Source organism: Bradyrhizobium sp. CER78 (genome assembly GCF_029846235.1).
Taxonomy (GTDB): Bacteria; Pseudomonadota; Alphaproteobacteria; order Rhizobiales; family Xanthobacteraceae; genus Bradyrhizobium.
The window spans coordinates 447,561-462,319 of the sequence record NZ_JARVWP010000004.1 but is presented as its reverse complement, the minus strand read 5'-3'; the positions used below and the strand labels follow the sequence as shown (position 1 = coordinate 462,319).

General features: G+C 65.3%; 19 protein-coding genes and 1 tRNA gene. 11 read left to right on the top strand and 9 right to left on the bottom strand.

Annotated elements, in window-relative coordinates:
- Positions 1-3: 3 nt before the first annotated feature.
- From QDT69_RS11050 to QDT69_RS11020, 7 genes are all read left to right on the top strand, one after another.
- Positions 4-867: a tetrahydrofolate dehydrogenase/cyclohydrolase catalytic domain-containing protein gene (locus tag QDT69_RS11050; RefSeq protein ID WP_279706592.1), complete on the top strand. Its 864-nt coding sequence runs from the start codon at positions 4-6 to the stop codon at positions 865-867.
- Between the two features lie 129 nt (positions 868-996).
- Complete coding sequence (locus QDT69_RS11045; RefSeq protein ID WP_279706591.1) at positions 997-1,449, top strand: MaoC/PaaZ C-terminal domain-containing protein; 453 nt, start codon at positions 997-999, stop codon at positions 1,447-1,449.
- 150 nt (positions 1,450-1,599) lie between these two features.
- Complete coding sequence (locus tag QDT69_RS11040; RefSeq protein ID WP_279706590.1) at positions 1,600-2,028, top strand: zinc-ribbon domain containing protein; 429 nt, start codon at positions 1,600-1,602, stop codon at positions 2,026-2,028.
- Between the two features lie 202 nt (positions 2,029-2,230).
- Positions 2,231-2,524 carry a hypothetical protein gene (locus QDT69_RS11035; RefSeq protein WP_050420464.1) on the top strand — a complete coding sequence of 98 codons (294 nt, stop codon included), beginning with the start codon at positions 2,231-2,233 and terminating at the stop codon, positions 2,522-2,524.
- A gap of 231 nt (positions 2,525-2,755) precedes the next feature.
- Positions 2,756-3,127: a hypothetical protein gene (locus tag QDT69_RS11030; RefSeq protein ID WP_279706588.1), complete on the top strand. Its 372-nt coding sequence runs from the start codon at positions 2,756-2,758 to the stop codon at positions 3,125-3,127.
- Between the two features lie 161 nt (positions 3,128-3,288).
- Positions 3,289-3,435, top strand: a complete 147-nt coding sequence (locus QDT69_RS11025; protein WP_279706587.1) for a hypothetical protein — start codon at positions 3,289-3,291, stop codon at positions 3,433-3,435.
- Positions 3,404-4,057, top strand: a complete 654-nt coding sequence (locus QDT69_RS11020) for a class I SAM-dependent methyltransferase (RefSeq protein ID WP_279706586.1) — start codon at positions 3,404-3,406, stop codon at positions 4,055-4,057. Before QDT69_RS11025 ends, QDT69_RS11020 begins: the two co-directional genes overlap by 32 nt.
- Before the next feature lie 25 nt (positions 4,058-4,082).
- Here the strand turns inward: QDT69_RS11020 and QDT69_RS11015 are convergent, their stop codons facing one another.
- Positions 4,083-5,228: an alkane 1-monooxygenase gene (locus QDT69_RS11015; RefSeq protein WP_279706585.1), complete on the bottom strand. Its 1,146-nt coding sequence runs from the start codon at positions 5,226-5,228 to the stop codon at positions 4,083-4,085.
- Between the two features lie 154 nt (positions 5,229-5,382).
- Between QDT69_RS11015 and QDT69_RS11010 the strand changes: the two genes are divergently transcribed.
- Positions 5,383-6,393 carry an AraC family transcriptional regulator gene (locus tag QDT69_RS11010; protein WP_279706584.1) on the top strand — a complete coding sequence of 337 codons (1,011 nt, stop codon included), beginning with the start codon at positions 5,383-5,385 and terminating at the stop codon, positions 6,391-6,393.
- Here the strand turns inward: QDT69_RS11010 and QDT69_RS11005 are convergent.
- From QDT69_RS11005 to QDT69_RS10995, 3 genes are all read right to left on the bottom strand, one after another.
- A complete protein-coding gene (locus tag QDT69_RS11005) occupies positions 6,390-7,247 on the bottom strand; it encodes a sterol desaturase family protein (RefSeq protein ID WP_279706583.1) in 858 nt (285 codons plus the stop codon). The two genes, QDT69_RS11010 and QDT69_RS11005, sit on opposite strands and share 4 nt — an antisense overlap.
- A 200-nt stretch (positions 7,248-7,447) precedes the next feature.
- A tRNA-Arg gene (locus QDT69_RS11000) sits at positions 7,448-7,524 on the bottom strand.
- Between the two features lie 99 nt (positions 7,525-7,623).
- A complete protein-coding gene (locus QDT69_RS10995) occupies positions 7,624-7,899 on the bottom strand; it encodes a hypothetical protein (protein ID WP_279706582.1) in 276 nt (91 codons plus the stop codon).
- A 222-nt stretch (positions 7,900-8,121) separates the two neighbouring features.
- Here QDT69_RS10995 and QDT69_RS10990 point away from each other — a divergent pair, with 222 nt between their 5' ends.
- The gene (locus QDT69_RS10990; protein WP_279706581.1) at positions 8,122-8,568 is read left to right on the top strand and encodes a hypothetical protein; all 447 of its coding nucleotides are present in this window, start codon (positions 8,122-8,124) and stop codon (positions 8,566-8,568) included.
- Between the two features lie 31 nt (positions 8,569-8,599).
- Here the strand turns inward: QDT69_RS10990 and QDT69_RS10985 are convergent, their stop codons facing one another.
- Positions 8,600-10,825 carry a cation:proton antiporter gene (locus QDT69_RS10985; RefSeq protein ID WP_279706683.1) on the bottom strand — a complete coding sequence of 742 codons (2,226 nt, stop codon included), beginning with the start codon at positions 10,823-10,825 and terminating at the stop codon, positions 8,600-8,602.
- A 281-nt stretch (positions 10,826-11,106) separates the two neighbouring features.
- Here QDT69_RS10985 and QDT69_RS10980 point away from each other — a divergent pair, with 281 nt between their 5' ends.
- Positions 11,107-11,229: a hypothetical protein gene (locus tag QDT69_RS10980; protein ID WP_274613371.1), complete on the top strand. Its 123-nt coding sequence runs from the start codon at positions 11,107-11,109 to the stop codon at positions 11,227-11,229.
- Positions 11,230-11,256: 27 nt separating this feature from the next.
- On the opposite strand, the gene QDT69_RS10975 is transcribed toward QDT69_RS10980, so the two are convergent.
- Both QDT69_RS10975 and QDT69_RS10970 read right to left on the bottom strand, forming a co-directional pair.
- Positions 11,257-11,385 carry a hypothetical protein gene (locus tag QDT69_RS10975; RefSeq protein WP_279706580.1) on the bottom strand — a complete coding sequence of 43 codons (129 nt, stop codon included), beginning with the start codon at positions 11,383-11,385 and terminating at the stop codon, positions 11,257-11,259.
- A 177-nt stretch (positions 11,386-11,562) separates the two neighbouring features.
- Entirely contained in the window at positions 11,563-11,778 is a 216-nt protein-coding gene (locus tag QDT69_RS10970) for a hypothetical protein (RefSeq protein ID WP_279706579.1), read from the bottom strand.
- Positions 11,779-12,119: 341 nt separating this feature from the next.
- On the opposite strand from QDT69_RS10970, the gene QDT69_RS10965 reads away from it, so the two are divergent.
- Entirely contained in the window at positions 12,120-12,509 is a 390-nt protein-coding gene (locus tag QDT69_RS10965; protein ID WP_279706578.1) for a hypothetical protein, read from the top strand.
- Positions 12,510-12,550: 41 nt separating this feature from the next.
- Here the strand turns inward: QDT69_RS10965 and QDT69_RS10960 are convergent, their stop codons facing one another.
- Entirely contained in the window at positions 12,551-13,453 is a 903-nt protein-coding gene (locus QDT69_RS10960; protein WP_279706577.1) for a GNAT family N-acetyltransferase, read from the bottom strand.
- A gap of 28 nt (positions 13,454-13,481) precedes the next feature.
- A complete protein-coding gene (locus QDT69_RS10955) occupies positions 13,482-14,690 on the bottom strand; it encodes an acyl-CoA dehydrogenase family protein (protein WP_279706576.1) in 1,209 nt (402 codons plus the stop codon).
- Positions 14,691-14,759 lie beyond the last annotated feature (69 nt).

The window sequence follows — 14,759 nt, the reverse complement described above, 5'->3', positions numbered from 1 at the left end:
GCCATGACGGCGAACATTCTTGATGGGCATGCACATGCCCAAATTGTCATCGACAAGGTTGCAAGTGAACTGGACCGGTTGCCCCGCGCGCCCGGGCTTACGGTCGTGCTGGTCGGTGACGACCCGGCCAGCCAGATCTATGTGCAGAGCAAGGTCAGGATGGCCGAGCGGCTTGGCTTGCGCGGCGAGGTCGAGCGCCTGCCGGACGACGCCAGCGAGGCCGATCTGCTTGCCAGGATCGCGGCGCTCAACGCGCGCGACGATATCGACGGCATCCTGATCCAGCTGCCGCTGCCGGCGCATATCGACGCCCTGCGCGTGATGGCGGCGGTGGATCCTGCCAAGGATGTCGACGGCCTGCACGCGCTCAATGCCGGCCGGCTGTTTCACGGCGACGATGCTTTGGTGCCATGCACGCCGCTCGGCTGTCTCAGGCTAATCAAGTCGATCCGATCGGATCTCACCGGCGCGCATGCCGTGGTGATCGGCAGTTCCAACATCGTCGGCAAGCCGATGGCCGCGCTGCTGCTGCAGGAGCAGGCGACCGTGACGCAGACCCACATCCACACCCGCGACATCAGCAACCTCTGCCGTCAGGCCGACATCCTGGTCAGCGCGGTGGGCAAGGCGGGCCTCGTGCGCGGTGACTGGATCAAGCCGCAGGCGATCGTGATCGATGTCGGCACCACGCGCGTCGAGAAGCCGGAAGGCGGCTACGCGGTATGCGGCGATGTCTCCTTCGACGAGGCGGTGCACGTTGCCGGCGCGATCACGCCGGTGCCGCGCGGCGTCGGACCGATGACGATCGCCTGCCTGATGGAGAACACCGTGAAGGCCGCCAAGGCGAGGGCGGCCCGGCTGCAATAGCGCGGGACGCCCGCGGCGAGATGCGAGCGGCCGGTGCCGCTCGCGTGCGGTGCGCGAAGTTCATGACCTCGGAGGTAATGGAAAGCCCGCAGCGTTCGGCTATCGTCTTGCGACAGACGGAGGCGTGCGATGCTGTATGCGGAAGATCTCACCGAGGGCCAGACATTCAAGCTCGGGACTTACACGATCGGCGAGGCCGAGATCCTGGAGTTCGCCGGAAAGTATGATCCGGTGCCGATCCATACCGATCCCGTCGCCGCTGCGGCGGGCCCGTTCGGAGGGCTGATCGCAAGCGGCTTCAACACCATTGCGATCTATCAGCGGCTCGTCGTGGAGGCGATCTGGAGCAAGGTGGCGGGCATTGTCGGGCGAAGCTTCGAGATCCGTCTGCCGAGCCCGGTCCGCCCGGGAACGACGCTGACCGGCCAATCCCAGATCCAGAAGATCACCATCAGGCCGGAGCGGCGCGACGCCGTCGTGATCTTCAAGACCGAGCTCGTCAACGACGAGCAGCGTCCCGTGCTCGTCCTCGTGCTCGACGCGCTGATCCACATGCGCCCCGTGGAGCAGGCGCGGACATAGGCGCCGCACCGATCGCTGGTCGTCGATCTGGTCGCCGCGCAATGCCGCAGCTAGTATGGCGAGCCTGCGGCCGAACTGCAGCGCATCAATGACATCGTCCTTGAACGGGCAGCAAGTTCGCCGATGAGGTGCAGGGCGGATGGTGCGGACGTGAAGCGCAGCAAGCAGACACGCCGGGAGATGGAGGCCAAGCAGCGCAAGGCTGCGGCATGGCACCACACGCTGGCGCAACGCGCCGCCGAGCGACAACGCCTGCGCGACTACAAGATCGCGCTGGCGCGCGACGAGGTTCCGGTGGTGACGAGCCGGCTCGCACCCTCGAACAGTTATTCGATTCCTGATTTCGTCGAACGCGGAACCTATCGGCCCGAGCCTTTCGTCTGCAAGGATTGCGGTGTCGCCGAGGTCTGGACACCGTTGCAGCAGAAATGGTGGTACGAGGCCGCGAAGGGCGACGTGTTCACCAAGGCCGCGCGCTGCCGCGCCTGCCGCACCAGGGAACGCGTGCGTAAATCCGCCGCGCGCCGCGTGCATCTTGAAGGGCTCGTCAGGAAGAAGAAGCCTTCCGCCGCGTCATGAGCGGGTGCGCGCGACGCCGCGCGGCTCCTTCACGCAGAGATGTGGATGTGGAACCCGCGCGCGGGCGGTCAATGCGTCGCGCGCGCGGAACGTTTCGTTGCCTGATCGGTTCGAGACTTTGAAGCCCCCGGCGAGAGGTGCGGGCGGGGAGGAACCAGCCAGGGAAGCGGTCACGGCCGGAACCAACAAGAAGGAGCAGCGGATGAAGCTTAATTCCACGCAAGTCAAACAGACCATGTCGCAAATGAACGCCCAGGTGCTTCCGGACGATCATCCGGCGGTGGCGCAACTGAACAGCGTGTTTGGCGAGCACACATTCTTCGTCGATACCAGCGGACTCAAGGTCCTCGAACCGGCGCAGAGCTCCGACATGCCGGGACAGACCGGCGAGGTGGTGAGCCTTGCCGAATGGAGCGATCCGGAGCTGACCTCGCTTCGGCCGCACGAGCCCGAGCCGACCGGCGTGCTCATCATGCTTGAACCCAGCAAGCACTGAAGCGCTTCGGGTTCGCGCAAGGAGAATGCGACCGGATCAGGGGATTGAGAGCATGATCCGATTCGATCGGACCATGCTCCGAGTGCCGCACCGGGCGGCACCGCATCGGCCTTTCCTGATGGCGACAGTCTCCAACGTCACATCAAGAGGTGCCAAAAGTCACATGGCAAATCAGCGCCGCCTGCGTATGCATCGATCGTTAGAGATGGGTATCCAGGCGGTGAGGGGCAGATGGGGATCGTACGGCGCTGGAGCTCTGACGAGGACGAGAAGCTCAGAGAACTCGCCAGGGCCGGCAAGAATGCTCTCGAGATCAGCAACGAACTGACCCGCAGCGCTTCGGCGGTGCGGCGACGCGCCGAGGTCCTGTCGGTGCTCATCATGGCGAAGGCGTTTCGCGCGCGCCCCTCGCATGTCGCCACCCATCTCGAAAGAGTGGCGATCGACGCGATCCGAAACCGCCGCTCGTTTCCCGCGGGCGTCGGCCCGAGCACCATTGCCGGAATGATCGACAAGGGCTGGATCGTCCCCGAGCTGGGGCGGCGATATCGCGTCACCGATGCCGGCATGGAGGCGGTGCGCCGGAAGATCCCGAGCGGCTGAAGGCAGGCAACACGGCGGACGGCGCGCGGCGGACGGACACAGCAACTGCCGCGGAAAGCAAGATTCAGCGCCCGAGACGGGCGCTTGCGCCGTTGAAGCATCGGGGACACTGACAGCCGGCAGGTCTCCGGCGTGTCCAACCGGCCGGCCCGATCGCACCGATGCTCAACGCCCGGCAGGCTCCAGACGACCGATACCAGCGTTTCGCCGATCTTGCGCCGTTCGTCCGTGAAGCGATCGACACCATCGCCGCGTTGAGCCCGGCCCAGCGGGTCGATGTGGACTTCCTCGAACGGGCTGGGACTTAATGACGAGCTGCTGCACGAGCAGCCGCCGGAGCTGGCGCCGAGCTGTGGCAAGGGCCTGCACCTTTGGCGGTATCCGAACCAGCTCGCGCCCTATCTCGCCTGGCTTGCGCGCAACGCGGCCGGCATCACCTCGTACATGGAAATCGGCTGTCGCTGGGGCGGCATGTTCATCCTGGTCGCGGAGTGGCTCAGGACCGGCGGCGCCGACCTCAAGAGGGTGATTGCCCTCGATCCGATCGCGCCGACGCCGTTCATCGCGACCTATTTCGAACTGCTGCAGGAGCAGGCTCGGATCGAGCCGATCTACATGCAGGCGTTTTCAACCTCGCCGCGGGTCGCCGCGCATGTCGACCGGCTGAAGCCCGACTTCGTCTTCATCGACGGCGATCACAGCCTGCGCGGTGCGATGCAGGATCACCTCCTGGTGCGCGCCAATGCCAGCATCATCGTTCATCACGACATCCACTCCCAAGCCTGTCCGGATACGACATGGCTCTGGAAGGCGCTCAGGGAATTCGAAGCACCGAGCTTCGATGCGTTCGAATTCACCAGCCAGTATCCGTCCGTCAACGGCTCGTTCCTCGGCATCGGCGCGATGAAGCGGCGGTCAGCGCAGGCGTAGGAACGGACGCCGGCGCTTGTCGCGATCACGCATCCGCCGGCCGCTCGCCCAGGTTCAGCTTGCTCTTGTCGCCACCGGCCCACGCCAATGTCTTCGGGTCCATCACGCGGAACCAGAGCGGCGGGATCGCGGCCAGCCCGAACATGCCGGTGTAGCCGTTCGGCAGCCGCGGGATGTCGTCGAAATCGCGCAGCGACTGGTAGGGGCGCATGGGATTGGCGTGGTGATCCGAGTGACGCTGCAGGTGGAACGTCATCAGGTTCGAGACGATATGGTTGGTGTTCCAGGAGTGGCGCGGCTCGACCGCCTGGTAGCGGCCATTCGGCAACTTCTCGCGCAGCAGGCCGTAGTGTTCGACATAATTGGCCTGGGTCAGCGCGTACCAGCCGAGGAAGTGATGCGCGACGATGAACGGTGCGACCTTCCAGCCGAACGCTGCAATCAGGATGGCCGCGACGACCAGCGTCAGTGCAAAGCCCTGCAGGATCTCGTTGTTGACCGACCAGACCGGCTCGCCGCGCCGGGTCAGCCGTTCGGCCTCATTGCGCCAGCCGCGCTTGAAGGCGCCGGGGAGCTCGCGCGTTGCGAACGCATAGATCGATTCACCGAACCGCGCGCTGGCGGGATCCTCGGGCGTTGCGACCCAGGTATGGTGGCCGCGATTGTGCTCGACGCGGAAATGCGCGTAGCCGACCGCGCAATTGGCGAGCATGCCGAACAAGATGTTGAGCCGATCGGACTTGTGGCCGAGCTCGTGCCCGATCAACAGCGCGCCGCCATTGATGGTGCCGACGCCGAGCAGCAGCGCGACATAGGACCACCACGGCAGCTCTTGCGTGCCGAAGAAGGCGATCAGCGCGACGTAGTTGATCCAGGGAAACGCCACGGTGATGCGTGCAAGTCGCAGGTAATACGGATCGGCCTCCATCGCCGCGACCACTTCCGCCGGCGGATTGTGGGTATCTTCGCCGATAAGGACGTCGAGCAGCGGGATCAGGATGAAGATGAAGACGAAGGGGATCAGCGTCACCAGCGGATTGTGCGTCCGCAGGAAGAGCCAATAGGACAACAGCGGGATCATCGGCGGGATGAACGAGAGCATCCAGAGATAGCGCTTGCCGTCCTTATAGGTGATGGTTTCGCCAGCGGCGTTGGTGCCCGTGAAGATCATCGCATTCCCTCCAGCTGCTCTTTCGAGGCGGCATTCGCCGTTGTTTCGCCAAGAATGCCGCGAGGCGAGCCTGCGCCGCCAGTTCCCAATAGGCCAATTTTGTGGCATTTTGCGCCAAGCCATTCGGCCGGACGCTCGGGAGGGCGCCAACGCCATGCAGGGATCGGAGACGGATGCCCTTCGCGTGCCGGTGTCCGCGAGCTATGCGCGGGCGCTGGTGCGGGCGTTCGGCAAGACGCGGGGCGAGCGCGACGAACTGCTCAAGGGCACCGGCGTCGAACAGGAGCTGCTCGACCAGCCGGGTGCCCACATGCCGGTCTCCGCGCTGGTGATGCTGGCCGCCAACATCACCCGGGCGCATGGCGAGCTGTGGCCGCTGTCGGCTGCGGCAGTCTGGTCGACGTCGCTGCAAGGTGCGCTCGATGTCGCGACCAGGACGGCGCCGACCATCGCGGATGCGCTGAACATCGGCGCGCGCTTCGGGTCGACCCGCGCACCCTTCATCCGCAACCAGCTGCGCAAGACCGCGCGCTCGATCCAGATTGAAATCGCTCCGGCTGTGCCCATGGAAGGCGCGTTGTGGCGCGCCGTGGCGCTGGCCGTCAGTCTCAACATCCACGCCGCCTATGCGCAGCTGCTCGAGGATGCGATCGGACAGGCGACGCTGAAGTTTCCCTGGCGGCCGCCTGCGGGCGCGGAGCGGCTCGTGCAGCATTATTCATGCGCCGTGGAGTTCAACGCGGCGGCCTTCATCTTCGACGTGCCGAACGAGCTGTGCGCGCGGCCTTCGCCGTTTGCCGATCCGGAATTGCACGCCAAGGCGATCGAAGCCCTAGACGCGGTCGAGAGGCCGCGCTCGGACACTGCGGCGCTGGCGCGGATGGTCGAGAGCCTGATCGCGGCGCGGCTGCCGCATCGCCTGGCTGAGGAGGAAGCCGCGCGCCTCGTCGGCACCTCGCGGCGGACGCTGGTGCGGCGGCTGGCGGAGGCGGGCTGCGCCTTCCGCCCGCTGCTCGATGGCGTGCTGCGCGAGCGGGCGCGGGCCATGCTCGCGGAACGCACGCAGTCGCGCGACGAGATGGCGGCCGCGCTCGGCTACACCGATGCGACGAGCTTCAGCCGGGCCTGCCGGCGCTGGTTCGGCGCGAAGGGGATGCGGGGTTAGCGCAGCGGCGCACTGTGGCGCGCCTGCGCAGGCTCGCTGCCGTTCGACAACTGAGGTTGGACGACCGAGGGATCGTTGCGCTTTCGCTTCGAGGCCCACGCGATGAACGGGTAGGCAAGCAGCGCCAGGTAGTTTGACGGCATTGGATGATCGACGCCGAACGTCTTCGGCTTCTGCGCCGTCGGAAGGTAGGCGCTCCCGAACAGCACATCGTAGAACGAGATGAATCCGGCGAAGTTCTTGTCCCTGGCTTCGGCTTCACTGCTGTGGTGCCAGTGGTGAAATTCCGGCGACACCAGGATGTAGCGCAGTGGTCCGTAGCTCAGGCGCACATTGGCGTGGACCAGCCAGGTCTGCCAGAAATAGACGAGGAGGTAAGTGCCGATCGCTTCCGTGGAGAAGCCGAGCGCGTAGAGCGGAAACAGCGCGCCGGCCTTCATGAAGATCACGTCGAGCGGGTGCTGGTGAATGGCAGCGAGCCAGTCCAGTTCCTCGACCGCATGATGAACCGAATGGATCTGCCACATGGCGGGAACGATGTGCAGGATGCGGTGCGTCCAATAGATGCCGAGGTCCGCGAGCAGGATCACGATCGGCACCTGGACCAGATACGGAAGATTACCGATCGTCTGCGTCACCGCCGCAGGCAGGACCGACCGATTGACCAGAATGGCCACCGTCGTGATGGCGATCACGCCGGCCAGCACCAGCCACCCGTTGATGAACAGGAAGGCCATATCAGTCAGCAGGCCACGCCTGAGAATCTTCTGAGGCCTCGCAGCGAACAGTCGCTCGAAAGGCACGAAGATCAAAACCGCCAGCAAGAGCTGGTTCAATCCCAATAGATCGCGCATTCAAAATGGCCGCCCTGAAATGCCGGTAGCCTATCACCTCGGCTCCGGACGGCGTCAATAGGAAGGAAAGCCCAAACGGCGGCGGCGTTAAACGGGACAGTTAAGCGGGAACACGAACCGGCACGCTCCAGCTCGCCGGCCGGGGCAGGAGACGAAGCAAGTCCACGCGACAGGTCAAAACTGTCTGGGTGGTGTGCCAGTGGCGCGCTCGGAGAGATTCGAACTCCCGACCCTCGGAATCGAAATCCGATGCTCTATCCAGCTGAGCTACGAGCGCCGCGGGGGTCGATTATCAGACTTGGGCGGACAGGGCCAGCAGCCTTGCGCGGCACCGGGAGGTGTCGGCGCCGAGCGCCGGCCGTTGGCCCGCCGGCCTTCAGAAGCAGGGATGCCGGCGGCGGTCCTGGCCGATATAGGCGGCCGAGCTCTGGTAGCACTTGTTGGTCGAGGGGCCGTCGTAATAGGCGAAGCTGCCGGCCGCCGAGCCCGGGCCGTAATTGTGCAGATAGCTGATGTGGTAGGGCAGGCCCCAATAGGCGTGCCGGTGATGGTGATGCCGGTGGTGCGGGGTGGCCGTGAGATCGGCCGCAGCGGCCGGGACGGCCAAGGAAATCGTCAGGGCGAGGGCGGCGAAAAGCTTGGTCTTGGTCATTGGCGGCCTCCGGGCATTCACGCTGGAATCGGCGTCACCGGCCGCTCCAAGGTCCTGTAGCGACTCATTTAACCCGGAATCCGGCCAAAAGCTGCGGGAATTCAGTCACAGCGCGCCAAATTTTGCCTTTTTGCGGATGCTTAACGGATTGCCAACACAGTCCGGCCAGAGTCTTGCGGTCAGGTCCGCCCGGGCCGCCTTTCCCTCGGTTTAGAACATTTCATGCGCATCACGCCCCTTGTCGCCTCGCTGCTCTCGGTCCTGGCGGTCACGCCAGCGCGGGCCGTGCTGCACATCACGCGCGACCATGGCGGCTATGTGGAGGAGTACAAGGCCAAGTACAAGCTGATCCGCGACCGCCGCGAGCGCGTCGTGATCGACGGCATCTGCAACTCGGCCTGCACGCTGGTGTTCGGCATCGTGCCGCTGAACAAGATCTGCGTGACGCCGAAGGCCAGCATCGGCTTCCACCAGGCCTACTACGACAAGGCCTTCACCTTCGGCATCAAGGTCACCAGCCTCGAGGGCACCTCCGACCTGATGTCCTATTACCCCGATACGGTGAAGGACTGGATCCGCCGCAATGGCGGGCTGACCACCGAAATGAAGAAGATCAAGAACGGGGTCGATCTCTGGAAGATCGTCGATCCCTGTCCGGAAGAGTGGTAGGCGCGAGCCGTTCCCGCCTCAGGTCCTGTCGTCAGGTTTTCGGTCTGACGTCGCCATCCGACACCAGCAATACCGACGCCGTCGACTTGCCGAGCACGGCGGCCGCGACGCTGCCGAAATTCAGGCTGTCGCCCTGGATGCGGTCGACGCCGACCACGACGAGATCGGCCCGGCTTGCCGTGATCTCCTGCAGGATGGCGACCTCAGGGGCGGTGCTGGCGCGCAGCCGCGTCGCGACATTGATGTCATAGCGCGCGGCGGTTGCCGCGATGTCCTTCAGGATCGCTTCCTCCCTCGCCAGCGACATGCTCGGGCTGGAGCGGCGGGCGCCCTTGTCGCGTGTGGTCGAGACGTAGACCACCTGCAGCGGCTCGGCACTGAGGCGGGCCAGCGCGATCGCGACCTCGGCGCCGCGCCGCGAGACGTTGCTGCCCGAGACCGGCACCAGGATCTTCCGCGCATTCGCCGTCGGCTCCTTCTCATGCACACCCTTGGCGGCCGCGATCGCCAGCGGACCGTCGAAGCCGGAGGTCAGCTCGTCGATCCGCCGGTCGAAGCCGCCGTCGGGGCCGGCGACCTTGTCCATGCCGACCACGAGCAGGTCGAAGCCTTTCCTGGCTTCCTCCACGATCGCCTCCGCCGCCGTCTCCTCGCGGGCGCGGCTGATGACGTCGACATTGTCGCCGCCGCCGCCGCCGTCGGCCTCGGCCCTTGCACTCGCCTTGGCGGCCTTGATGACTGCGGCCTCGGGGCTCTCCTCGTCGGCGCGGTTCTTTTCCTGCAGCTTGGCATTGGCGCCGACATGCAGCACCGTGATGGGCAGGCCGCGTCCACCGGCGAGCAGGCCAGCGACATGGGCGGCGAATTTCGCGTTGTTGCTCTCGTCGACCGCGAGCAGCAATCGCTCGATATTGGCGACGAAGCCGCGCTGCTCGACTTCCTCGCGCTCCAGCCGCTCCTTCTCGTCCTTGCCGAGCGGCAGCCGCGCCAGCGCGCTGCGCAGCATCGGCGGCATCGCCATCGTGGTCAGGATCGCCATGGTCACGATCATCGAGAACATGGTCTGGCTCAGCACGCCCATCGAGAGGCCGATGGTGGCGATGATCACCTCGGTCGAGCCGCGTGCGTTCATGCCGCTCGCCAGCGCATAGGATTCCGGCCTCGTCAGCCCGCCGAGCGCGCCGCCGACGAAGGCGCCGCCGAACTTGCCAATGCTCGCGATCAGGATCAGCGCCGCGGTCAGCAGCAGGAGTTGAGTATCCCTGAGCACGGTGAGGTCGGCGGCGAGGCCGGCGAGGCCGAAGAACACGGGCATGAACAGGCTGGAGATCAGCCCGCGCAGCCGCTCGTCAATCTGCCGGGTCAGGATCGGGGACTCCCCGACCAGCACGCCGGCGATGAAGGCACCGAGCACGGTATGCACGCCGATCAGATGCGTGATGCCAGCCATCGCGCTCATCAGCAGCAGAATCACGGTGATCACAGCGGCTGGCGAGACCAGATTATCGTTGGCCCAGCGGATCAGCCGGAACACCAGCCGGCGGCCGATCGTGAAGCTGACCACGAGGAAAGCCAGCGTGCCGAACAGCGCCTGGGCGACCGAGGCGACATCCAGGGTGCCGCGCGAGGCGAGGCTGAAGATCACAGCGATGATGATCCAGCCGATGGTGTCGTCGATGATCGCGGAGGCGACGATGATCTGGCCGACATTGCGGCGCATGAAGTTCATCTCGCGCACCACGACCGCGACGATCTTCACCGACGAGATCGACAGCGCGGTGCCGAGGAACAGCGATGCGATCAGCCGCGCTTCGGGATGCGGCAACAGGCTGTTGGGCAAGAATTCGCCGAGCGCAAAGCCGCAGGCGAACGGCACCGCGATGCCCACAACCGAGATCGTCGCCGCGGCGCGGCCGACCTTGCGCACCAGCTTGAGGTCGGTCTCCATGCCGGTCAACAGCAACAGCAGCAGGATGCCGAACTGCGCGATTCCGTCGATCAGTGCCTTCTGCTCACTGGACGGCGGAAAGACGACACTGTGCGCCGACGGCCACAGCCAGCCGAACAGCGACGGGCCGAGCAGCAGGCCAGCGAGCAGTTCACCGATCACTGAGGGCTGGCCGATCCGTTGCATCACCTCGCCGAGGCCGCGTCCGACCGCGATCAGCAGCGCGATCTGGGCGAGCAGGATGAACTCGGAAGGTTTCGCTGCCTCGTCGCCGGCGGCGTCGGCTGCGGTGACGGTCGCAAGCAGCATGACGACCGCCCAGATCGTCGGTTGAAGCCGCCCCCAGCGGATCAGCATTGCGTCTCCGATTGCCAAATTCCAGCGCGGCCCGGCCCGTTTGCCGCAAGCGGTCAACGCCCGGGTTCCGAAAGCGATCCACACGGTCAGATTTTGGAACCGGGGCTCCGGCCGTTCGTTTCACTCATGATGCGTTCATCCTCGTGATGCGATTGTGGTCCCAAGAGTGAGCCCGAGCGCGAGCCTCACCGCCGAGGCGGTCAGGCCTCGACTCGCACGCACAGGAGGTTGTGATGGCAACCAGATCCAATCTTTCGAAGGCTGAACTTGCGCGCAGCGTCGCCGGCGCTACGTCAGCGCTGGTGCTGAGCGCGCTCGCTTTGTTCGTCGCCGCCCATCATCTGAGCGGCGGGTAGGGCCGGCGAGTGTCGCCGGACCAACCGTCAAAACAGGAAGGTCCCGATCAGCAGGCCGGCCGCAAATGCCCAAAGACCGAGGGTACAGGCCGAGATGACCCGGACGAGATTGCGCAGATCCACGTCCTGCCAGCTGCTCTGGGATCGATAGGTCAATTGCAGGCACCCCCTGCGGCGGCCGCTTTTGCTTCTCGCCCGGCAAGCCTGTTCCCGATCGGTGCCCAAATGAAGGCAACCGGGGGCGGCGCCCGATCACGCGTTCGCGAGGCGCCGCCTCAGACGCCCGGTCATGCCTTCCGGCTGGTGTGACGATGCCCGGCACAGACTCCCAGGCTATCTCGACCCTGACTTCCCGCGGGTCTCGGTAGCGTTTGGCGCCTCTACGACCTCGAATCTGGACCGGCTGAAGCGACCCAGTCCACTGAGCTCGTAATAGCCGTCACGTTCGTTATCCTGCGTCACGTCGTAGACATGGCCGAGCGAGAGCGTGTCCCGCTGCAAGGTGTTGTCGACGCAGCGAACACGAAAGATCTTGCCGGTTTCGACCATGCGCTCATCCCAAATTGTTGGTCTGGTTCGGTGACGCGCCAGCTCGCTGTGTGACGTCGCGATGACCCCGCATTGGGCTCGCATGCGGTGCGCCTCCGATCATTTGGAAACGCCTGTGCCGGGCAGGCGTTCCTATCATCGGAGGGCTGCGCCGGTATGCATCACGCCGCGAAAGCCGGGCCGTGGCCTTGCACGAAGTCGCTGAGAGATGCCGCAGGCGGATCCGCGTCCCTGCCGCATCGGTCCCGCGGCTGTCGCCGGCTGTGAACGGTGCTTGGCGGATGCCCGTCGGTTGTATGCGACGAAGACGCGCGCTACAGAGACGCCTCGCAAGCAAGAACATGGGACACACGTCGTTGAGGATATCCGCCAATACCGGCATCGTGATGGGATCGACTCTTTTTGCCTTGGCGTCGAGTGCGTTCCTTTATCTGCTTCCGCCAAGTCCGATCGACAGGAACCTGCTCCGCGGTACCTTCTATTTCTTGGAGGGGCATGCGTACCAAATTCCCGTCAAATTTCTGGACGGCGAGCTCGGTGCTGCCCGGCTGTATGAAGATGACAAGCTGCTCGGCCCGGCAAACAGCGAACGGCAGGAGATCGCCACCAAGGGCGGCGGCCGATTCCAGCTTTTCCGGGACAACAAGAGCTTTTTCGGTCCCGTCCTGCTGTTCTCGACAAGCGACAATACCGATCCGAACACGAACGGCAGGAAGTATCACCTCAGATGACGATCGGCGCTGCGTGGCGGTCGAATCGAGGCCCGCGCCGGTCACATGAAGCCCGGGTTGCGCGGCAGATACTGCCCCCAATTGCCGAACTCCTGTGACGACATCAGCAGCATCGGACATTTGATCCGCATTCCCAGCGCCATCGCGGTATCGAGCGCCGTCTTGCCTGCGCCGGGCAGGAATGCCGATATCCGTGACGCGCCGCTCTCGGCCGCCAGGTACAGCGCTGTTCTCAGGGCGGGAGCCATGGCATGCGGCTCCGCGACTGCGAGCGGTCCGATATGACCGCCGGCATCCACGTAGGCGTAAGCGATCCAATCGTTTCCATCGTGGAGACTGAACCCGGTCGCCGCGCCGCCACCGATCAGATAGCGATGATGCTTTTCGCGCGAGACGCCGAGGATCCGTTCGTCCGCTTGCACGAGGCGGCGCAAGGTCGCGGCCTCCAGCGTGAGCGGCGTGACGGCATATCGCGGACCGTGCAAGTGAGCGAGCAGCTGTTCGCGCGATGCACCGACGCTGTAGATCGGAAATCGCGGAAGCAGTCCGTGACGGATGTAGAGCCCTTGCGAGACCGTGTTGAAGCTGAAGGTGATGAGCACGCGGTTGAATGCGCCTGATTTCTCGGCGTGCGCGATGGTTCGCTTGATCAGTTCGTTCCCGATGTTTCGCCCCTGCTGATCGGGCGACACGAACAGTTGCGCCAGGAACCAGATGTCGCCGCACACCCAGCTCCAGGCGAAGCCGAGGATCCGCCCGTTCTCCTCCGCCACCCAGAGACCATCGGGATCCTCCTTCATGGAGAACAGCTGGAATTTGGGCGGAGACGGAGCCGCCATCGGGCCGAAGCCGTGCCGTTCGGTCAGATCGTTGATGCTGGCGACGACGAGGGCGTCGGCGAATTCCAGATCATCCGGACGCGCCGGCCGGCAAACCACTGACATCGGTAACTCCGTAGCTGGCCGGGTATTTTCAGAACCTCGCGGTGTCGGGATCGAGCCCGAGCGCCAGCCGGCCGGCGGTGACGTAATTGTTCGGGCTCATCGCGATATGCTTCGCCGCGGCGCGCACATCGCCGACCGTCCGCTCGAGGGCGCAGGTCTCGAAGATGGCGACGGCGCCCGCGCTGGCGGCCAGCATCTCGGTGATCGACGTCGCAGTCTCCGCGGCATGGGCGTTGGCGATCCGGATGTCCGCACGTGCCTGCACCAGCCGTTGGCCGCCCGTGTCGGTGGCCGCCATCAATTCGGTCATGGCATCGATCAGAAAGGCGTGGGCGCCGCGAAGCATCGCGCGAGTCCGCCCGACCATCGCCTGAACGATTTCGCGATCGCGGAGCGCGGCTCGGCTTCCGGGCCGGCCTGTGGCGAGCTCCGCGAACGAGGTAATGGCGCCGGACGCGATGCCGAGCGGCACCCCGGAAATGCTCCAGGCGAACACCGATGACGGCGGCATGCGATAGAGCAGTCCGGGTTGGGTCGGTCGCAGTCCGAGAAAGGGATGGACGTGCGCGGCCGGGACGAAGATGTCCCGAACCTCGAAATCGCAGCTGCCGGTGCCGCGCAGTCCGGACACGTGCCAATTGTCGAGGATGGTCGCATCCTCCCGCCCGGGATAGCAGCAGAGAAGCGGCGAAGCCGGATCGTCGGGTTTGACGCTCGCCAGCACCATGAAGCGCGTCGCGTGATGCGCGCCGCTGCCGAACGGCCAGTGCCCGGACAGGCGATAGCCGCCTGCGACGGCGGTCGCGGTGCCGACCGCACCGGTCGCGCTTGCGACAAAGGCGCGCGGGTCGGCATACCACTCGCGCACGACGGACTGGTCGAGGTAACCTCCAATCCGGCTCATGCCGGCGCCGTTGCCGACCAGCCAGCCGACCGAGCCATCGACCGCCGAGGCGGCTTCGACGACGCGCACGAACGCGAAGGGAGATAGCTCAGGTCCGCCGAGGGCTTGCGGCAGCCACAGGCGGAACAGGCCGGCATCAGCCAGCGCGGCGAAAACCGCGTCCGGCAACCGCCGTTCGCGGTCGCACGCGTTGCGCTGCGCAGCGATCAGCGGGGCCAGCGCCTGGACGGCTTCAAGCTCGCGGTGCCCCCGGTCCGGGGCACCGGCCATCACGTTCGAACCGGAACGAGCCGTCGGCTCGTCCGTCTCCACCGCATGGGATGAATCGCGCATCGTGCAATCCTCGACATTGTTCGACCCGCAGCATGATCGTCCGCTTTCCGCAGGTCCTGAATCCGTTCC